The 16041-nt window shown below is 72.2% G+C and carries 12 protein-coding genes; 2 read left to right on the top strand and 10 right to left on the bottom strand.

The genetic code is table 11. The features are described from left to right. Positions 1-16 precede the first annotated feature (16 nt). From ABD327_RS03780 to ABD327_RS03750, 7 genes are all read right to left on the bottom strand, one after another. Positions 17-562 carry an EF-hand domain-containing protein gene (locus tag ABD327_RS03780; RefSeq protein ID WP_344448705.1) on the bottom strand — a complete coding sequence of 182 codons (546 nt, stop codon included), beginning with the start codon at positions 560-562 and terminating at the stop codon, positions 17-19. 115 nt (positions 563-677) lie between these two features. Then, positions 678-1886 carry a cytochrome P450 gene (locus ABD327_RS03775; protein WP_344448704.1) on the bottom strand — a complete coding sequence of 403 codons (1209 nt, stop codon included), beginning with the start codon at positions 1884-1886 and terminating at the stop codon, positions 678-680. Beyond that, positions 1877-2626: a thioesterase II family protein gene (locus tag ABD327_RS03770; protein WP_344448702.1), complete on the bottom strand. Its 750-nt coding sequence runs from the start codon at positions 2624-2626 to the stop codon at positions 1877-1879. The genes ABD327_RS03775 and ABD327_RS03770 overlap by 10 nt, the downstream gene beginning before the upstream one ends. A 50-nt stretch (positions 2627-2676) precedes the next feature. Then, positions 2677-6756, bottom strand: coding sequence for a type I polyketide synthase (locus ABD327_RS03765; protein WP_344448700.1), 4080 nt, complete (start codon positions 6754-6756; stop codon positions 2677-2679). Beyond that, entirely contained in the window at positions 6753-8579 is a 1827-nt protein-coding gene (locus ABD327_RS03760) for a non-ribosomal peptide synthetase (protein WP_344448699.1), read from the bottom strand. Before ABD327_RS03760 ends, ABD327_RS03765 begins: the two co-directional genes overlap by 4 nt. Next, the gene (locus ABD327_RS03755) at positions 8576-9442 is read right to left on the bottom strand and encodes an NAD(P)-dependent oxidoreductase (RefSeq protein WP_344448698.1); all 867 of its coding nucleotides are present in this window, start codon (positions 9440-9442) and stop codon (positions 8576-8578) included. Before ABD327_RS03755 ends, ABD327_RS03760 begins: the two co-directional genes overlap by 4 nt. Next, entirely contained in the window at positions 9439-10326 is an 888-nt protein-coding gene (locus tag ABD327_RS03750) for an SAM-dependent methyltransferase (RefSeq protein ID WP_344449069.1), read from the bottom strand. Before ABD327_RS03750 ends, ABD327_RS03755 begins: the two co-directional genes overlap by 4 nt. 172 nt (positions 10327-10498) lie before the next feature. Between ABD327_RS03750 and ABD327_RS03745 the strand changes: the two genes are divergently transcribed. Continuing rightward, on the top strand, positions 10499-11713 hold the full coding sequence (locus ABD327_RS03745; RefSeq protein WP_344448697.1) for a cytochrome P450: 1215 nt from the start codon (positions 10499-10501) through the stop codon (positions 11711-11713). Positions 11714-11818: 105 nt separating this feature from the next. Here ABD327_RS03745 and ABD327_RS03740 read toward each other — a convergent pair whose 3' ends face one another. Next, entirely contained in the window at positions 11819-12703 is an 885-nt protein-coding gene (locus tag ABD327_RS03740) for an NAD-dependent epimerase/dehydratase family protein (protein ID WP_344448696.1), read from the bottom strand. A gap of 131 nt (positions 12704-12834) precedes the next feature. Here ABD327_RS03740 and ABD327_RS03735 point away from each other — a divergent pair, with 131 nt between their 5' ends. After that, the gene (locus ABD327_RS03735) at positions 12835-13734 is read left to right on the top strand and encodes a LysR family transcriptional regulator (protein WP_344448695.1); all 900 of its coding nucleotides are present in this window, start codon (positions 12835-12837) and stop codon (positions 13732-13734) included. 174 nt (positions 13735-13908) lie between these two features. On the opposite strand, the gene ABD327_RS03730 is transcribed toward ABD327_RS03735, so the two are convergent. Together ABD327_RS03730 and ABD327_RS03725 are read right to left on the bottom strand one after the other, a co-directional pair. Continuing rightward, complete coding sequence (locus tag ABD327_RS03730) at positions 13909-15087, bottom strand: cytochrome P450 (protein WP_344448693.1); 1179 nt, start codon at positions 15085-15087, stop codon at positions 13909-13911. A gap of 44 nt (positions 15088-15131) precedes the next feature. Beyond that, positions 15132-15929, bottom strand: coding sequence for an SAM-dependent methyltransferase (locus ABD327_RS03725; protein ID WP_344448692.1), 798 nt, complete (start codon positions 15927-15929; stop codon positions 15132-15134). Positions 15930-16041 lie beyond the last annotated feature (112 nt).

Raw genomic sequence — 16041 nt, 5'->3', positions numbered from 1 at the left:
GATCTGCGGCAGGTGCCTACAGCCGGCCGAAGACCTGGCCGGAGCGCTCGCCGAGGTTCTCGCCACCGGCGAAGAGGTCGCGGCAGGCCCGGAAGTACTCTTCGGGACTGATCCTCCCGTCTCTGTCGGTGTCGATGGCCTCGGCGCCGACGTGGGCGTCCTGGTCCTTCACGTTGAAGGCGCGCAGCAGTTCCGCGTACTCGTCACGGGAAAGGTAACCGTCGTCGTCGACGTCGGCCGCGGCGAATTCCGCGTCGGTGACCGGGCGGAGCGCCTTGTCGGCGTTCTTCCGGTCGGCCTTCTCGTCCATGTAGACGCGGAACTCCTCCTTGGAGATCGCCTCGTCCCGGTCCATGTCCATGGCACTCGCGATGTACTCCCAGGAGCGGTCGTACGCCTGGAGGAGCTTCCGGCCCTTGGCGGAGTCCACGTTGTGCCCGAAGTGGGTCAGGATCCGCTCGCCGAGAGCCCTCAGGTCACTGCGCTGGATCTGGCCGTCGCCGTTGATGTCCGTCGCCTCGAACCAGCGGTCGGCCTTCTTGGAAACAGTTGCGGAAACCATTTTTCCTCCGTTTTCTTGGTGATTTTCTCAATATTCGACTTACCCTCGATGAAGCGCCCAAAAATGGGAGAAGAGTCAAATATCTACTATTCACAAATCTGCGGGGAACAACCGTTCACCAGGCGACTGGCAGGGACCTGACGCCGTAGACGGCGGAATGTGTCTCGAAGACCACTTCCTCCGGATCTACGGCGAGGTGGAGGTCCGGGAACCGGCCGAAGAGGGCGGGGAGGCAGGCGCGCAGTTCTATGCGGGCGAGCGCCGCGCCCACGCAATGGTGTGCGCCGTAGCCGAACGCCAGGTGCGGCACGGGCCTCCGGGTGACGTCGAAGCGGTCGGGGTCCGGGACCAGCGCCTCGTCCCGGTTGGCCGAGGGCAGGGCGCACATCACGTAGTCGCCCGCGCGGATGCGGCACCCCTGGATCGTCACATCACGGGTGGCGGTCAGGACGAACCCGTAGTGCACGACCGAGAGGTAGCGGAGCATCTCCTCGACGGCGCCGGCGGTCAGCTCCGGGCGGTCGCGCAGGATGGCGAGCTGCTCCGGATGCCGCAGCAGCAGCAACACGCCGAGCGCGATCATCTTGGCGGTCGTCTCGTACCCGGCGACCAGCAGCAGGCTGCAGATGCCGGTCATCTCCCCGTCGGAGAGGTCCTCGCCGTGCTCGCGCAGCAGCATGCCGATCAGGCCGTCACCGGGCACGGCGCGCTCATGGGCGATCAGGTCGCGCATGAAGGCGCGAACATGGTCGAAGTTGGCGGCCTGCGCGGCCGGGGGCGTGGTCAGGTCGAACAGCATGGCGCCGATCCGGTGGAGCTCGGCACGGTCGGCGTGCGGGACGCCGAGCAGCTCGGAGATCACCGACGACGGCAGGGGCAGCGCGAGCGCCTGGACCAGGTCGACGGGCGGACCTGCCGCCTCCATGGCGTCCAGGTGCTCGGCGACGACCGAGTCGACGTAGGAGTGCAGACGGCTGAGGCGGCGCATCGTGAACGCGCTGGAGACCATCCGCCGCAGCCGGGTGTGCTCGGGCGGGTCGTAGGCGACGAAGAAGCCCTCCTGCGGGGGCGGGATCTCCCGGGACTCCGGCCGCGGCGGCGGCATCGGCCCCTGGCCCGCGGCGATGTTGCTGAAGGAGGCGGTGTCGCCCAGGACGCGGCGGACGTCGGCGTACCGCGTGATCACCCAGGAGGGCTCTCCGCCGGGCAGCGTGGTCCGGCACACCGGCTCCGACGAGCGCAGCGCGCGGAACTCCTCGGCCGGACTGAAGGGGCACAGGCCGCCGCGTCGCACCGGCAACGGCATCTCGGACGTCATGGACATGGGCTGGTCTCCCTGGGATCGGACCGCGGGCGTGCGAGGCGCGGGGGGAGCTGCGCGAGGCGAGCGCTCATGTCCGTCACGAGCTCCCGCTCCGCCGGAACGAGGTAGAAGTGCCCGCCGGGCAGGACGCAGGTGCCGAAGCCGCCGGTGGTCAGGTCGGCCCAGGCCGCCAGGTCCGGCGGCCCGGCCAGCGGGTCGTCCTCACCCAGGTAGCCGGTGACGGGGATGTCCACCACGGCCGGGTTCCGGGGGCGGTAGGCGCGCAGCAGCTCGTGGTCGGCGCGCAGGGCGGGCAGGACCAGATCGCGCATCCCCTCGTGTGCGAGGAGCGCGGGGTCGGTGCCGCCGAGCCCGGCCATCGCGTGCAGGAGCTCGTCGTCGGTCGGCGGCTCCGCCGACGGCGGGGGCATCCGGTGCGGCGCGGGATGCGCGGACACCAGCAGCGCCGACACGGCGTCCCCCGGCAGGCGGACCGCGACCTCGTAGGCGACCAGGGCGCCCATGCTGTGGCCGAACAGGGCGAGGGGGACGTCGGCGCGCTCCGACAGCGCGCGGCTGATCAGGTCGGCCAGCGGCTCCATCCGGTCGATGCCCGGCTCGGACAGCCGGTCCTGGCGGCCCGGATAACACACCGCGAGGACTTCGACGTCCTCCGGCAGATGGGACGGCCAGGTGCGGAACAGGTGAGGACCGCCGCCCGCGTGGGGAAAGCACACCAGCCGCAGCCGAGGTCGTGGCACGCGCCGGTTCCCGCGGAACCACGAGCGCGGATCGGTGGTGGGACCGGCGCTCATTCCGGCACCCCCGCCGCGGCCAGTACCCGCGCGAACGCCTCCGCCGTCGGCTCGGTGAACAGCGTCTGCACGGGGACCTCGGCACCGAGGTGCTCCTTGCACTGCTGGATGATGTCCAGCGCGATGACCGAGTGGCCGCCGAGGTCGAAGAAGTCGTCGTGGACCCCGATGCCTTCGACCCCGAGGACCTCCTCCCACACCGAGACCACCCACTTCTCCAGCCCGGTCCGCGGCGCCAGGTGGGCGGCGGGCAGGTCCGGCCGGGCCATCCTCGCGGCGGGCGGCGCGGCGTTCTCGTCCGGGACGCGTCGCCGGTGCGGATCCCTGGACGACATCAGCCGGAACAGGTCGTCGGGGGCGGCCGTGGCCACGGCCACGTGCCCGAGGGGCAGCGCGGCCAGCGCGAGGCCGAAGGCGGTGAGGGCTTCGTCCGGCTCCATGCCCGGCGTGATCGGGCTCCCGTCGTTCCCGTCGGCCGGGCCCGCGGCCATGCCCAGACCGCGCCACCGGTCCCAGTTGACCGACAGCGCCGGGAACGGCGCACGGGCGGCCATGGCGTCGAGACAGGCGTTGGCCGCCGCGTAGCAGCCCTGCCCGGGTGCGCCGGAGAGCGCCGCCAGCGAGGAGAACAGGACCAGGAAGTCGGGCTCCTCGCCCCGTGCGGCCAGCGCGTCGATCAACGCGCGCGTGCCCGCCGCCTTGGCCCGGAGCGCGTCGGCGACGTCCTCGCGGCGTGCGGAGCGCAGCGTCCCCGTGCCCGCTACGCCCGCCGCGTGCACGATCCCGTGGACGGCGCCGAACCGTCGCCGGGTCTCCCGGAGGACCTCCTCGAGCCCGGCGCGGTCCGCCACGTCGACGCCGCGGACCAGCGCCTCGCCGCCCGCGCGGCGTATCCCCTCCAGGACCGCCGCGATGCCGGGGCGCTCCACGTCGCGTCCGAGCAGCACCAGCCTGGCCCGGTGGCTCCCGGCCAGATGATGGGCGACGGCCAGCCCGACCCCGCCCAGCCCCCCGGTGACCAGATAGGTACCGCGCTCGCGCAGGGGCGGGGCAGGCAGGCGGTCGGCTGCCAGGGGCCGGAACTCGCGTATCCACCTGCGGCCCGTGCGGTAGCCGACGGGGTTCTCGCCGTCCGGGCGGGCGAACTCGGTGAGGAGGTCGTCCATCGGCGGCGGGTCGGAGTCGAGGTCCACGCACCGCACCGAGACCCGCGGCTCCTCCAGGGCCAGGCTCCTGGCCGCCGCGTGGACGCCCGCCGCCGCAGGGACGATCGGCTCGCCTCCGATGATCCGGTAGGCCCCGCGCGTGACGACGCAGACCTCCAGACGGCCCTCGCGCCCACGCGCCGCGCGGGCCAACCCGATCGTGGCGGCCAGGGCGGAACCGTCCTCCTGCGGCTCCCATCCCGACCACAGGTCCATGATCCGCAGGACCTCCGCCCGGCCGGCGAGGTCCAGCAGCCGGGCGTACTGCTCGGGCCTGGCCGAGTCGACGGTGCACGCGTCCGGCGACAGGACGCGGAACTCCCCGCCCGCGGTCGCCACGAGCGGCTCCGCCCCCTGGCCGCGCAGCGCGTCGACCGTCCGCCGCGCCAGCGCGGAGCCGTCCGAGAGCACCACCCAGCGCAATCCCGCCGGATCCTCCGGACCGCGGACGGCGACGTCCATCGAGCGGCGCCAGCCCACCCCGTACAGCCAGTCGGCGGGGCGGCGCCCGGACCGGCGGGCGGCGGGTTCCAAGGGCAGCGGCACCCGGGCGAAGGGGTAGCGGGCGAACGGGATGCGGGACCGGCGCTCGCCGGGGAACAGGGCGGTCAGGTCGACGTCCAGGCCCGCCGCCCACAACCGGCCCGCCGCCTCCAGGAGCGCCGCCCTGCCGTCGCGCTCGGGCTCGTGGCGGGCCGCGCCAACGATGGCCGGCGCTTCGCGAACGGACGCGTGCTCTTCGGCCAGGGTGGTCAGACCGCTCCCGGGCCCGGTCTCCACCAGCGCCGCGGGGTGTGTCTCCAGGACCCGGTCGAGCCTCCGGGCAAAGGAGGAGGAAGAGGAGGAGTCGACGGCGTTCGCCCAGTACCCGGGATCGGTCGGATCCCCGTCCACCACCAGCGGCGTCGTCGGCGTCTCCAACCGGATGTCGGAGAGCAGCTTCCGGAACGCGTCCACCGGGCCCCCGCACCGCGTCTCCGCGTGCCCGGCGGCCAGCCTCATCGCGTCGGGCAGGGAGAGGACGCCGGCGAAGTTCGCCGCGGCGTACTCGCCGAGGCCACGGCCCATGACGGCGCCGGGACGGATGCCCAGGGAGATCAGCAGCCGTCCGAGGGCGATCTCGGCGGCGAGCAGCGCGGGCATGCCGGAGCGCGGGTCCGCCGCCTCGTCCTTCGCGTGGGCGGACAGCAGCGCGTCACGGACCGCGGGGCTCCCGGCGTACCGCAGGCACTCGTCCGCGCCATCGCGGAACACGTCCGACCACTCGTACAGGTCACGGCCCATCCCGGCGTACCGGGCCTCGGCTCCGGGGAACATGAGGACGGCGGGACCGCGGCCGGGGACGGGACCCGGCCCGCTTCGCCGGGCGAAGGCGCGCAGGGCACGCGCCGCGTCATCGCCGTCCCGGAACACCCCGGCGAACCGCCGGGTGAACCGGTGCCCGGCGGCCAGCGTCCAGGCGACGTCGGCGAGGTCCGTCTCCGGGTTCCCCTCCAGGAACGTCGCGCAGGAGTCGGCGACCTCCGCCAGGGCACGGGCGTCATGGGCCGACAGCGTCAGAAGCCGCCAGGGACGCGCCGGTCCGGCGGGCACCGGGGGCGGGGCCTCCTGGAGGATCACGTGCGCGTTGGTGCCGCCGACCCCGAAGGCGCTCACCGCCGCCCGGCGCGGTGGCCCGCCGCGCGGCCAGTCCTCTCCCTCGGTGAGCGGGAGACGGAGGCTCCCCTCGACGAAGGGCAGGTCCGGGTTGGGAGCACGGAAGTTCGGGCACGGCGGGAGGAACCCGTAACGCAGCATCAGGACCGCCTTGATGAGGCCCGCGACTCCGGCCGCGGCGTCGGCGTGCCCGATGTTCGCCTTGACCGAGCCGATCGCACACCCGCCCTCGTAGACCCGCGACAGGGCGCTGAACTCGACGACGTCGCCGATGGCCGTCGCGGTGCCGTGCGCCTCGACGTACCCGACCGTGCCGGGCTCGACCCCGGCCACGGCCAGCGCGTCCCGGATCACCCGCTCCTGCGCCGCCGTCGAGGGGGCGGCGTAGCTGGGTTTGTCCGAGCCGTCGTTGTTGAGGGCACTGCCCTTGATCACCGCGTGGATCCGGTCGCCGTCGTCCAGCGCGTCGGCGAGCCTGCGCAGCACGACGATCCCGGCGCCGTCGGCCGGGACGAACCCCGAGGCATCGCGGTCGAAGGGTCGCACCCGCCCGTCCGCCGACAGCGTGCTCCCCGGCTGGTGCAGGTAGCCCAGCTGCCGTGACCGGCTCCACGAGACACCGCCGGCCAAGGCCATATCGCACTCGTACGTCAGCAGCGCCTGGGCGGCGAAGTGGACGGCGACCAGAGACGTCGCGCAGGCCGCCTGCACGTTGACGCTCGGACCGGTGAGCCCCAGCTTGTAGGAGACCCGTGTGGTCAGGAAGTCCTTGTCGTTGGCGGACAGCAGTGACGCGCCGACATCGCCCAGGAAGTCGTCCAGGCCCACAGGACGGTGCGTGCTCACCGTCTGCCCGCCGTAGACGCCGATCCGCCCGGGGAACAGGGCCGGGGCGTGGCCCGCGTCCTCCAGGGCGTGCCAGGCGGTCTCCAGGAACATGCGCTGCTGGGGGTCCATCAGGGCGGCCTCACGCGCCGAGTAGCCGAAGAACGCGGCGTCGAAGTCCTCTCCGTCCTCGACGACCCCGCCCGCACCCACCAGCCGCGGATCGGCGAGGCGCTCGGCGCTCGCGCCCGCGCGCCGCAGCCCCTCCGGGCCCGGCCGGGTGATCCCCTCCCTTCCCGAGGCGATGAGCCGCCAGTACGCGGCGACATCAGGGGCCTGGGGAAACCGGCAGGCCATGCCCACCACGGCGATGTCGGTTCCGGATGTCATCGCAGCCTCCGCTGTCGGAGCAGGTGCAGGGACTCGGTCCGCCGGTCCGCGCGCCGGTCCGCGTGCTCGTCCGGTGACCGGTCCCGTCGCGGGCCTCCGTCGAGCCGGGCGGCCAGCAGCCGGACGGTGCGGGCCACCAGCAGCTCCGCCGCGGACAACCGGACGCCCCAGCGCGCGGCGACCCCCTCCTGGAGCCGGAGCAGGTCCAGCGAGGTGCCGCCCAGGAAGGAGAAGTCGTCGTCGGCGCCCACCCTGTCCAGGAGCAGCAGCTCGGCCCACATTCGGGCGAGCGCGTCCTGGGTGGTCCCGCTCGGTGCCACGTAGCCCGCGCCGATCAGGGGGCGGGCGCGTTCCGGCACCGGGAGCGCGGTGTGGTCCACCTTTCCGTGGGGGGTCAGCGGGAGACGCGGCAGCACCACGAAGATCGAGGGGATCAGATGGTCGGGCTTGTCCGCGCGCAGGAACCCGCGCAGCTCGTCCACCGTCACCGGCGCGCCCGCCGCCGTCTCGACCCAGGCGACCAGACGCCGGTCCATCCCGGGACGCTCGTGCGCGCCGACCACGGCTCCCGTCACCCGGGGGTGGCGCCGCAGCGCCTCCTCGACCTCGGCGGGCTCGATCCGGTAGCCCCGGATCTTGAGCTGACGGTCGGCGCGGCCGCGGAACTCCAGGTTCCCGTCGGGCAGCCGCAACGCCAGATCACCGGTCCGGTACAGCCGCGCACCGGGGCGTCCGGACAGATGGTCGGGGACGAACCGGGCGGCCGTCGCGGAGGGCAGGTCCAGGTATCCGCGCGCCACTCCCGCGCCGCCGATGTACACCTCGCCGGTCTCTCCTTCCCCGGCCGGACGGCCCCGCCCGTCCAGGACGTGCACCTCCACGCCTTCCAGCGGCGTCCCGATCGGGGGCGGCCCCGGGCGGTCGCCGCACAGGGCCGCGGTGGCCCCCACGGTGCACTCGGTCGGCCCGTAGGCGTTGAAGAACCGCACCTTCGAGCCCCAGCGCCCGACCAGGGACTCCGGCAGCGCCTCGCCGCCCGCCGTCAGGGTCGCCGCCGGCGGCGTGTCCTCCACCGGGAGCGTGGCCAGCAGGGACGGCGAGGCCGACAGGTGGGTGGCCGAACACCTGCGCAGCTCGTCGGAGAGCGCGGACCCGTACAGGGGTGCGTCGTCCGCGCGTACGCACAGCGTCCCGCCGTTGAGAAGGCTCATGGCCAGTTCCCAGACCCACGCATCAAACGTGGGCGGAGCGAACTGGAACACGCGGGAGCCCTCCAGATCGCCGTAGAGACGCCGCAGGGCTCCCGCGAGATTCACCACCCCGGCGTGCTCGATGAGCACGCCCTTCGGCTCTCCGGTCGAGCCGGACGTGAACAGGACGTACGCCAGGTTCTTCGCCTCTGGCACCGTCCCTTCCCGCCCTCCCGTGGACCGGCGGTAGGCGGCGGTCAGGCTGACGACCTCACCCGTGAACCCGGCGAGGACGCCCGCCGTGTCGGCACCCGCCAGCACGATCCGCACCCCGCCGGCCAGGATCGCCGCCACCCGGCCGGCGGGCAGGCGCGGTCCCAGCGGCACATAGGCGCCCCCCGCCTTCCACACCGCCAGCGCCGCCAGCGGGAACTGGCCGGGATGGTCCGGCACGACGCCCACCACGGTCTCAGGGCCCACGCCGCGCGACCGGAGCTCGGCGGCCAGCGCGTCGGCGCGGCCGTCGAGCTCCCGGTAGGTGATCCGCCCGTCGGGGCCGGAGACGGCGATCCGGTCGGGCGTCCGGACGGCCCAGTACTCGAAGACCTGGTGGGCGCATCCGGGCCGGTTCATACCGGCTCCTCCACATGCTTGCGGAACTGCTCGTAGAGCACCGCGACGTGCTCGCGGCTGTAACCCTCGTCCAAGGCGTGCTGGACCCTGTCCCGCAACGTGGAGAAGAACGAGCGGCCCACCCCGGCCTCGTCCGCGAGGACCGACAGGTTGCGCAGGATGTCGATGTGCGTGGTGAGCGGCGCCTGCTCGAAGTCGTACTCGCCGCGCCGCATGAGCTCCACCCCGACGTCGATGGTGTCTCGCAGGCCCTCGTCGTACATCGGGATGGACTCGGCGAAGTCCTCCAGCGGCACGCCGCACGCCGTGGCGATGGCGGCGCACTCAAGCAGGCCGTTGACGATCGAGTAGTAGTACGACGCGGAGACGGTGTGGTACGCCTTCACGTACGCCGGGTCGGCGCCCAGGTACCGGGCGGCCCCGCCCAGCGCCGCCACCAGCGGGGCGATCCGGAGGTAGCGCTGCTCGGCGCCGCCGTAGACGGCGAAGCAGTTCTGCGTACCCACGGCCTGCGGGTAGTTGAGGATGGCGGCTTCCAGATACTCGCCTCCGGCCGCCTCCACCCAGGCCGCCAGGGGCGGGACATGGGAGGGCACCCCGCTGGCGGTCTGCACGACGAGGCGGCCGCCGAGCTCGGCCCGTACGGGCTCCAGGACCTCGCGGGTCACGTCGTAGTTGAGCAGGCAGAGCACCACGAGGGGACTCGAGCGGACCGCTTCGGCCAGATCGGCCGTGAACTCGGCGCCGTCGGGCACCGGTTTCGGCGTGCGGTTCCAGACGGTGACGGACAGTCCCGCGGCGCGGCAGGCGCGGACCACGGCCGAGCCCATCACCCCGGCTCCGATGACGGCCACTTCGCTCATGCGCGGTTCCTCGCTTCCTCGGCTTCGCCCCGGCCTTCCCCGGCGTCCTCCGGGGCCCTGCGGGCGACCATGATCATTGCCCCGATCTCGGCGACCCGGCCCCAGTCGGCGAACAGGTCGATCAGCCGCCCGGCCTCCGCGGCCCCGTAGTCCGCGGCCAGCTCGTCCTCGTGCCGGCGCAGCCGCTGCGCGAGCCGGGTGAACGAGCCGTCGACGTGGCGGGTGATGTCCACCGTCTCGACGATCTCCAGTCCCGAACGCCGCGCCGTTTCGTGATGCGTTTCCGTCGTTTCGAAAGATCTGATGCGGAGCAGATCGAAAAAGTCCGCGACGCGCTTTTGCAGTTCGGGTGTCACCGTTTCCCGGAAAACCGGAGTCTCCACGACCAGACGACCGCCGGGACGCAGCATCCGCCTAATCCGCGGATACAGCTCACCGATTTCGAAGTGCGGCGTCGACTCAAAGGAGAGCACCGCGTCGAAAGAGTTCTCCGGAAAAGGAAGGTCGTCGCCGTCGCACCGCGCCACCCGCACCAGGTCGGCGAGCCCGGCCCGGTGCGCGTGCTCGGCGGCCGCCGCCACCGCGCCCGGGTCGACGTCGACCGCAGTCACCCGGGCGCCGGTGGTCCGCGCCACTTCGACGGCCGGACGGCCATAACCGCAGCCCAGGTCCAGGACATGGCCACCGGCGCCCACCCGCAGCCGCTCGATCACGATCGCCGTCAGCCGCGCCACCGCGACCTCGATCGGCGAGGTGTCGTGCGCGTCCTCCCAGAACCCGTAGTGCAGTTCGGGGCCCCAGTACCGCAACGCCAGCGGCGCTATTTCCGTATAAGCCCGGACGACGTCATCACAGGATGCGACGGCGGCATCATTCACAGACATCACGATCACCTCTCGTGCCGCCGATAATTCATTCGTCAATCCGTCTCCTTGACTTCCCGAGAGCCACTCCCTCACACCGGCAAATCAGGTAAAAAATTATTGGATCGAGGGCACGTACGAAGGAAGGTTACATCGGGAATTCATCCGGGTTGACGGGAGGAGTGTGCGGGATATGTTCGACCGGGAGCCCTTGGCGCGTTACCCCTTTGACGAGCCCGCGGGGCTCGGCGTCCATCCGGCCCACTCGGACTGCCGGTCGCGAGGCGGGCTCACCCGGGTCCGGCCGCCGCACGGCGACGACGCGTGGCTGGTCACCCGGCACGAGGACATCAGGGCGGTGCTGGCCGACCGGAGGTTCAGCCGCGCCGTGGCCGTCACGCGAGACGAGCCGCGGACGGCCGCGGTGCCCCTGCAGACCAGCGTGCTGGCGCTCGACCCGCCGGACCACACCGACGTCCGACGCCAGGTGGCAGGGGCGCTGGGCTTCAACGGCCCGCGCATCGCCGGGCTGCGGGACGCCTCCCGGGAGCGCTGCGCCCGGCTGATCGACGGGATGCTCGCCCATGGCGCCCCCCTCGACCTCGCCGAGCACTTCGCGACGCCGCTCTCCGGAGAGATCACCTGCGAGCTGCTCGGCGTGCCGTTCGCCGACCGCGAGCTGTTCCGCGACGGGCTCGAAGCACTGGCCTCCACGCTCCCGCAGGAGGTGGTCGGCCCCCGGATCGCGGCGATCTACGCCTACGTCGACGAGCTGTGCGCCGCACGCCGCGTCGAGGCGGGCGACGACGTGCTCGGCGTCCTCACCCGGGCCAGGGACGACGCCGCCAGGCTCTCGGACGACTCCTTCTTCACCGAGCTGATCAGCGACCTGCTGCTCGCCGGCTACTACAACACCTCCACCCAGTTCCTGAACGCCGTCTACCTGCTGCTCACCCACCCCGAGCAGCTGCGCAGGCTGCGTGACGATCCCGGCCTGATGCCCAGGGCAGTGGAAGAACTCCTGCGCTACGCCCCGTTCCCGGCCCACGTGACGTTCGCCCGCTACGCGACCGAGGACGTCCACGTCGGCGGCACCCTCGTGCGCGCGGGCGAAGCCGTCCTGGCCGCCCTGCCCTCGGGCAACTTCGACAGAACGGTCTTCGAGGACCCCGCGAAACTCGACCTGTCCCGCTCGAAGAACCCGCACCTGTCCTTCGGCCACGGCCTGCACCACTGCCTGGGCGGCCCCCTCGTCAGGATGCTCTTCCAGATCGCCCTGTCCGCCCTCCTCGACCGTCTGCCCGACCTGCGCCTGGCCGTCCCCGAACACGAGCTCCCCTGGCAGCCCGGCCTGGAGCTCCGGCGCCTGGTACGGCTCCCCGTGACCTGGGGCCCGCTCCCGGGCTGATGGTGCCTTGTCAGGTCTGGGGCACCCGGCCCTGGGTCGGCCCCGATCTAGGAGCGCCGTGGCATGCGCTGGGCGGAGGACCGGCTCCTGGCCGGTTCCGACGGGTCAGACCGGGTCGTAGCCGCCGGTTGCGATCTCTTCGAGCAGCGACGGGCGGGACGGCTTCCAGCCGAGGGCCCTGCGGGCCTTCTCGCCGGTGGCCTGCTGGTCGAGCAGGAGCGCCTCGCCGAACGCGCCGAGCCGTGCGATCGTCGTGGCGGCCTCCTCGGGGACGACTCGGCCTTCGAGACCAAGACGGCGGCTGGCGGCTTCGCCCAGCTCTCGGGTCGTCGGGTTCTGGCCGCTGACGCCCAGGAAGCGCGAGCCCGGCTCGCCGTGCTCGAGGACGGCGACGTAGAGCTCGGCTAGGTCGTCGACGTGGACGGTGGTCCAGTGCTGCGTGCCCGGACCGACGAGGACCAGCGCTGCCGGGTCGTCACCGGTCTGCGCGGCGGACACCACGAGGTTGGGGATCCCTCCCCTGCGGCCGTAGACGATGCCGGGCTCGACCAGCAGGGAACGGATGCCGGGTGCCGCCAGGACGCGCTCGTCGAGCTCCTGGCGCCAGGCCACGAGGCCGGGTGCGTCGATCGGGGTGTCCTCGGTGATGTCGTCACCGGAACCGTGCACCCAGAGGCCGCTGGTGCGCACGAAGGTGCCGCCGGCACGCAGGCCCTCCAGGACGGCCTCGGCGAAGTCGGTGTCGGCGGCGCTGCTCGTTTCGTCACCCGGTGAGGCGGTCGTGATGACGGCGTCGGCCTCGCCGGCGAGACGGCGGACCACGTCGCGGTCACGCATGTCGGCGACTACGGACACGACGGCGTCATGCCGTACGGCCTCGGCCTTCTTCTCGTCGCGGACGAGGGCCGTGACGGAGTGCCTGGCCGAGACCAGGGCGGAGAGCACCCCTGAGCCGATGTAGCCGGTCGCGCCGGTCAGGAAGATGTTCATGGGCTGCTTGCTCCTGTGGAAGTGGGGGTGAGTCGTGCTCCTCCCATGATCTCCGCGCCGGGTGTTCGAGGGAAACGAATACCTTCGATCTCGTTCATCGCCTTCGGCGATGACTGCTCTACGCTGGCGGCGTGGAACAACGTCAGTTGCAGTTCTTCGTCGCGGTGGCCGAGGAGCTCAGCTTCACCCGGGCCGCCCAGCGCACCCATGCGGTGCAGTCGACGGTCTCGGCGAGCATCCGGGCGCTGGAGAAGCAGCTCGGAACGCCGCTGTTCGAGCGCAGCACCACGCGGGTCTCCCTCACCGAGGCCGGAAGGACGCTGCTGCCGGAGGCGCGACGCGCCCTCGACGCGCTCGACCAGGCCCGTGCGGCGGTGGACGGCCTCCGCGCCGGTATCACCGGCAGCCTGCGCGTCGGCACGCTCTCAGGTCTCACCGCGGTCGACCTCCGGGCGCTGGTCAGCGACTTCCGGGAGCGGCACCCCGGAGTTCGCCTCAGCCTCGGCGTCGACGCCGCGGGCACCGGCGGACTCTTGCAGCGTGTGCGCTCGCACGCCCTCGACGTCGCGTTCGTCGGCGTTCAGACGACGAGCATCCCCGACGTCCACCTGCACCCCATCGCCACCTTCCAGCCCCGCCTGCTCGTCGCCGCGGACCACGCGCTGGCCGGGCGCACGCGGGTGACTCCGGCGACCGTGGCCGACGAGGCCTTCATCGACCTCCCCCCGGGTTTCTGCAACCGGGACCGGTCCGACAACGACTTCCGGCGCGCCGGCATCACCCGGACCATCGCCGTCGAGGTCAGTGACCTGAGCGCGATTCCCGCGTACGTCGAGTCCGGGATCGGCCTGGCCCTCGTCCCCCCGCTCGCCACGGAAGCCGGAGCCCGCGTCGTACCGGTCGATCTCGACCCGCCGGCGGCGACCTGGACGCTCGCCGTGGCCCGGCTCAACACCCCGGCGCCGACCCGGGCGACCCGCGCCTTCATGGACCTGGTCGATGCCCACGTCGTCCAGCGCGACCATTACTGAGAGTTCTCATACTGGTCGAAAGGGGCCCAGTGCGTGAGCGGTGGAACCCTTCTTCAGCGGACGGCCCTTCGAACGCATGAGAGAACTTCAGCGCTGGGCTCGGAGGAGTTCGTCGGGATCCGTGACCGAGTAGACGGCGGCCCGTTTCCCGTTCTCGGGGTCCCGGACCGCTCGTCAGCGATGTTCAGGCCGAGCCGGCCAGGTCAGCGGCAGCGTGTCCAGGCCCAGCAGGCCGTAGGTGTGCTCCAGCGCCGCGTCCGGATGCGGGAGCCGGTAGTCGGGGACGGCCCGGTGCCACTCTTCCAGGGCGATCCGCAGTTCCGTGCGGGCCAGGTGGGAGCCCAGGCAGCGGTGCGGGCCGGCGGCGAAGCCCAGATGGCGGTTGGGGTCGCGGCGGAGGTCCACCCGGGTGGGGTCGGGGAAGGCGCCGGGATCGCGGTTGGCCGCGGGCAGGGGGAGCATGACCATGTCGCCCGCCTTCATCGGGCAGCCGGCGAACTCGGTGTCGCGGGTGACCTTGCGGCCCGGCAGCACGATCGAGTAGGCCCGCATGAACTCCTCGATCGCCGAGGGGATCAGTGACGGGTCCTCGCGCAGCGCCTTCTGGTCGGCGGGGTGCGCGGCCAGGTGCCAGAAGGCGTAGGACAGCTGCGAGGTGACGGTGTCCAGGCCCGCCATGAACAGCAGCAGGCACATCGCCAGCAGGTCCTCATCGGGGACCGGTTCGCCGTCCAGGGTCCAAGTGACGGCGTCGCTGAGCAGGTCGTCGCCGGGGTCGGAACGGCGCTGCTCGATCAGCTCGGCGAACATCCCGGTCACCTGGCCCATCGCGGCCACCCGCTCGGGATTGGCCGCGGGCGGCCCGTGGAGGATGGCCCGCTCCCAGGCCAGGAAGGTCTCCAGCCTCTCGACCGGCAGGCCCATCAGCTCCAGGAAGATCACCGAAGGGAAGGGGGTCGCGAAGTCTGAGACGAAGTCGCAGCCTCCGTCCGCGGCCAGCCCGGCGATCAATGCCGCGCAGTGCTCCCGGATACGGGGTTCACGGGCCCTGACGGCGGCCGGGGCGAAGTGGGACTGCAGCAGCCGCCGCCACCGGGTGTGCTCGGGCGGGTCCAGCATCTCGGGGATCCACCGGTAACGCGGATGGGGGTCCAGCGCGTTCACCGAGGCGCTCGAGAACAGCTCCGGGTCCTGGAAGGCCGCCAGGATGTCGTCGTAGCGGGTCAGGACCCAGAAACCCTTGCCGTAGGTGGAGTGGAACGCGCGGTGCTCGGCGCGCAGCCCGTCCATGATCTCGGCGGTCGTTCCCACCGGCTGTCCGCCTGCCAGCGGATTGAAGTCCAGTTCGGTCATCGTGTCGCTCCGTGTTCCTCGGGGTCGGCTCGGGCGGTGGGTTCTCAGGGTTTGCGGGCCACACCGCACAGGAACCAGGCCGGCAGCCCTCGCTGCGGCCCGGAGGGCTCGGGCCGCCAGTCGGTGAGCGGCACCAGTCCCGGGTCTAGCAGTTCGAAGCCGTCGAAGAACCGGGCGATGGCCTCACCCGGCCGCAGCGTCATCGCCGAACTGGCCCGCTGGTACACAGCGGCGCCGGCCTGCGCCGCGGCAGGCCGCTCGGCCGCGGTGATGTGGGAGACCACCAGGTGGCTGCCGGAGGGAACGGCCTCGCCGAGCACCCGCACGACCTCCCAGGGATCCTCCTGGTCGGTCAGGCAGTGCAGGACGGAGACGAGCAGCACGGCCACCGGCTCGCTCAGGTCGATCGCCTTCCGGAGCAGGGGGTCGTCCAGCAGTTCCGAGGGCCGCCGCAGGTCGCCGGGGACGACCTCCACGCCGCCGACGCCCTTCAGCAGCGCCCGTCCGTGGGTGAGCACCACCGGATCGTTGTCCACGTAGACGCACCTGCTCGCCGGGGCGGCACCCTGGGCGACCTCGTGCACGTTCCCCTGGGTGGGAAGCCCCGCCCCCAGGTCGAGGAACTGCCGCATTCCCGCCTCCCGGACCAGGAAGCGCACCGCGCGGCCGAGGAACGCCCGGTTCGCCCGGGCCAGGGCCGGAGTCTGGGGGGCGACCCGCAGCACCTGCTCGGTGGCCTCGCGGTCGGCGGCGTAGTTGTCCTTGCCTCCGAGGTAGAAGTCGTACATCCGGGCGACGTTCGGCGTGGTGACGTCGATTTCCACGGGAGGCCGCTCGCTCACCCATGCCTCCCGTCGCCGTTTGAGATCTCACGATCTTAGGAGAGTTCGTAAATTTCCACCATTGAAGTCAATTTCTTGCAAAAAATCTATTCTGAGCTGTCAGGAGAGGGCA

This window comes from Actinocorallia aurantiaca, from assembly GCF_039533685.1.
Taxonomy (GTDB): Bacteria; Actinomycetota; Actinomycetes; order Streptosporangiales; family Streptosporangiaceae; genus Actinocorallia; species Actinocorallia aurantiaca.
The sequence above is the reverse complement of the archived record's forward strand: the minus strand, read 5'-3'. Positions and strand labels throughout refer to the sequence as shown.

What these genes read in the sequence shown, in the direction of transcription:
- ABD327_RS03755 (WP_344448698.1), bottom strand. Translation starts at nt 9,442, where the DNA reads ATGAGCGAAGTGGCCGTCATCGGAGCCGGGGTGATGGGCTCGGCCGTG.
- ABD327_RS03730 (WP_344448693.1), bottom strand. Translation starts at nt 15,087, where the DNA reads ATGACCGAACTGGACTTCAATCCGCTGGCAGGCGGACAGCCGGTGGGA.
- ABD327_RS03745 (WP_344448697.1), top strand. Translation starts at nt 10,499, where the DNA reads ATGTTCGACCGGGAGCCCTTGGCGCGTTACCCCTTTGACGAGCCCGCG.
- ABD327_RS03780 (WP_344448705.1), bottom strand. Translation starts at nt 562, where the DNA reads ATGGTTTCCGCAACTGTTTCCAAGAAGGCCGACCGCTGGTTCGAGGCG.
- ABD327_RS03760 (WP_344448699.1), bottom strand. Translation starts at nt 8,579, where the DNA reads ATGAACCGGCCCGGATGCGCCCACCAGGTCTTCGAGTACTGGGCCGTC.
- ABD327_RS03750 (WP_344449069.1), bottom strand. Translation starts at nt 10,326, where the DNA reads ATGTCTGTGAATGATGCCGCCGTCGCATCCTGTGATGACGTCGTCCGG.
- ABD327_RS03775 (WP_344448704.1), bottom strand. Translation starts at nt 1,886, where the DNA reads ATGTCCATGACGTCCGAGATGCCGTTGCCGGTGCGACGCGGCGGCCTG.
- ABD327_RS03765 (WP_344448700.1), bottom strand. Translation starts at nt 6,756, where the DNA reads ATGACATCCGGAACCGACATCGCCGTGGTGGGCATGGCCTGCCGGTTT.
- ABD327_RS03740 (WP_344448696.1), bottom strand. Translation starts at nt 12,703, where the DNA reads ATGAACATCTTCCTGACCGGCGCGACCGGCTACATCGGCTCAGGGGTG.